At 43.9% G+C, this 3,038-nt stretch carries 2 protein-coding genes and 1 pseudogene; 1 reads left to right on the top strand and 2 read right to left on the bottom strand.

Translation table 11 applies throughout. From position 1 onward, the window contains the following. On the bottom strand, positions 1-1,973 hold a 1,973-nt coding region (locus CUN59_RS20615; protein WP_104389561.1), incomplete at its 3' end, for an ATP-dependent Clp protease ATP-binding subunit. Between the two features lie 244 nt (positions 1,974-2,217). On the opposite strand from CUN59_RS20615, the gene CUN59_RS20610 reads away from it, so the two are divergent. Further along, positions 2,218-2,514, top strand: coding sequence for a DUF3288 family protein (locus CUN59_RS20610; RefSeq protein WP_104389560.1), 297 nt, complete (start codon positions 2,218-2,220; stop codon positions 2,512-2,514). A gap of 87 nt (positions 2,515-2,601) precedes the next feature. Here CUN59_RS20610 and CUN59_RS20605 read toward each other — a convergent pair. Continuing rightward, positions 2,602-3,038: pseudogene (locus tag CUN59_RS20605) on the bottom strand (MlaD family protein); the annotation flags it as partial.

Here is a 3,038-nt window from a genome sequence, read left to right as displayed (position 1 = left end):
GAACCAATATTAGAAGTCAAGATAATTAATGTATTCTTGAAGTCTACTTTTCGCCCTTTGGCATCGGTAAGATGACCGTCATCCAAGATTTGCAGGAGCATATTGAATACATCGGGGTGCGCTTTTTCGATTTCGTCGAATAGCAGCACTGTGTAGGGTTTGCGCCGCACAGCTTCCGTTAATTGTCCGCCTTCGTCGTATCCTACATAACCTGGAGGTGAACCAATCAACTTGGAAACGTTGTGGCTTTCCATATATTCGGACATATCTAAACGCACCATTGATTCTTCCGAACCGAAGAAGTAAGCTGCTAAGGCTTTAGCTAATTCGGTTTTACCTACACCGGTTGGACCAGAGAAGATAAAACTAGCAATGGGACGATTAGGACTTTTTAAGCCGACACGGGCGCGACGAATGGCACGAGAAACGGATGTAACTGCTTGTTCTTGGCCAATTAGGCGTTTGTGTAGAGTGTCTTCCAGGTGTAACAATAACTCGGATTCAGATTCAGTGAGTTTGTTAACGGGAACACCTGTCCAAGAAGCAACGATTTGAGCAATGTCTTCTTCGTTGACAAGGGGAATGTTAAGAGTTTCGTGGTTTTCTTCTAGATCAAGTCTGGCTTGCAGTGCCAATTCCTGTATCCGCAATTTACCAGCTTTGCCAAAATCTTGAGTTCTGATGGCTTCGGATTTGGCTTTGATGGCGGTGTTTAATTCCTGTTTGAGTTCTTTGTTATTGACAATGCGGGAGTGACGTAAACGCACGCGAGAACCAGCTTCATCAATTAAATCAATGGCTTTGTCTGGGAGGAAGCGATCGCTAATATAACGATCTGCCAATTCAGCCGCCGCCACTAAGGCTTCATCAGTGATATGAACTTTATGGTGTTGTTCATAGGCACTACGTAAACCATAGAGAATATCCACAGTTTCGGCTACTGATGGTTCACCGACCAAAATGGGCTGAAAACGCCGTTCTAAGGCTGCATCTCGTTCGATGTGTTGACGATATTCATCTAAGGTAGTCGCGCCAATACACTGGAGTTCACCCCGTGCTAGGGCTGGTTTGAGAATATTCGCTGCATCTAAACCGCCTTCCGTACCACCTGCACCGACTAAGGTATGAATTTCATCAATGACTAAGATAATGTTACCTGCGGTACGCACTTCTTCCATGACTTTTTTCAGGCGTTCCTCAAAGTCACCCCGGAAGCGAGTTCCTGCCACCAGTGAACCCATATCCAAGCTGATTACTTGCTTATCTAGCAGGACTTCGGGAACGTCTTGATTAATAATCCGTTGGGCTAGACCTTCAGCGATCGCTGTTTTACCAACACCTGGCTCACCAATCAAAACCGGGTTATTTTTGGTTCTGCGACCGAGAATTTGTACCGTTCTTTCAATTTCTTTCTGACGGCCAATTACGGGGTCTAGTCTGCCATCCTGAGCTAGTTTGGTGAGATTTCTACCAAACTCCTCTACAGTGAGATTTTGATTGCGCTGGGAATTACTTCTGCCACCAGTGACAACGGCCGTATCTTCACCTAATCGGTTCATCACAGCGGAACGGATCATTGGTAAATCCACGCCTAGATTTTGTAATACTTTGGCGGCGACTCCTTCACCTGCCTCAGTTAAACCTAATAATAAGTGTTCAGTGTTTATGTAATTATGTCCAAGACCATGTGCTTCTCGGAAAGACTGCTCAAACAGGCTTTTTACTTTCGGGGTAAAAGGAATTTCCGGTGGCACAAAACCAGAACCCCGGCCAATTATTTTTTCTACTTCCCGACGTGCTTCTTTTAGGTTTACACCCAACTCAGCCAGCACCTTAGCCGCAACACCTGTTCCCTCTCCCATTAGACCCAGGAGAATCTGTTCTGTTCCTACAAAGTTATGTCCTAGTCGTCGTGCCTCCTCCTGAGCTAACATGATTACCCTAATGGCTTCGGAAGTGAAGTGTTCAAACATAGCGGGTTCTTTCCCTCGTGCTGCTTGGAATTTGGGTGAGATAAAAGTTCACCCTTATCTAAAGTTTCTTGTATTTTCTTAAAGATAATGTATCTTTATTTAAAGCTGAATGGCAGTAGTGAGAGCCGTAAGTGATCAGGCGTAGTAGCCGTCATTCAGTAGACAATGCTGTATTATAGGCAATTCAAGAGACTTTTTTCCCTTGAGTTGTTGATGCCCTAATAACTGTTTACTGGTATTAACTATGACAGAATTTTCCGGTGGTAAAGATCAACAACATCCTCTCTACAACCGCGATCGCCCTCTTATTGATATTTTACTCTCTCAAGATGCAACGGACTACAATTTATCAGAATTAGCTAGACTAAAAATTCGCTATCAAGGTTTTCCAGGGGCGCGAGACATCCAAACTAACTTAGATAAAGTTTTGCAACGTTGGGGTTTAACGGAAGCAGAATTATTTGAAAAAACCCGCCAACTCCATGCTCAAGGCGGAATTTATAAAAGTCGGGGTAAGAAAGAGGAGCAAGATTGGAATTAGTTTGTTGTCAGTTGTCATACAATCACCAATTAAGAATTACGAATTACCCATTGCGGGAGTCGGGAGTCGGGAGTCGGAAATTACCAATTACCTATCCTCTCTAGTCTGTCCTTGTTCACGATAATTTCGGAGTTGTTGGAGGAGTTGTTGTTGAGACGAAGTGGGTGGTGCTGGTATGGTTTCTGGGAGTGGCTCGGGTGCGGGGGTTGTCTCTACTTTCTCTAGGAGGGTGGATGTAGGATTAATGACTAAGTTGGGACTGGGTTCCAGCAATGCTTGTTTTTGGGGAACAGGTGCGGTAATTACTACCTTTGGTTGATTAACAGATGCTTTAAGAGAGTCCAAAGTTACAGCTACTTTGGTTTGTTCCTGTATGTCTTTGGTAGAAGAAACTAATTTGCTCAGACCATTAACTAATTGCAGCAGGTTTTGACGAAACCTAGGATTGCCCGTTAAGTCATCTAAATCAGCGGTAATTTTTTGAGTATTTTCAAAGGTTGATCTGGCTGCGTCTAAGGTTTGTT

This window comes from Cuspidothrix issatschenkoi CHARLIE-1, assembly GCF_002934005.1.
Taxonomy (GTDB): Bacteria; Cyanobacteriota; Cyanobacteriia; order Cyanobacteriales; family Nostocaceae; genus Cuspidothrix; species Cuspidothrix issatschenkoi.
Note: the sequence above shows the minus strand (reverse complement) of the source record. Positions and strands in the feature narration are given on the sequence as shown.

What these genes read in the sequence shown, in the direction of transcription:
- CUN59_RS20610 (WP_104389560.1), top strand. Translation starts at nt 2,218, where the DNA reads ATGACAGAATTTTCCGGTGGTAAAGATCAACAACATCCTCTCTACAAC.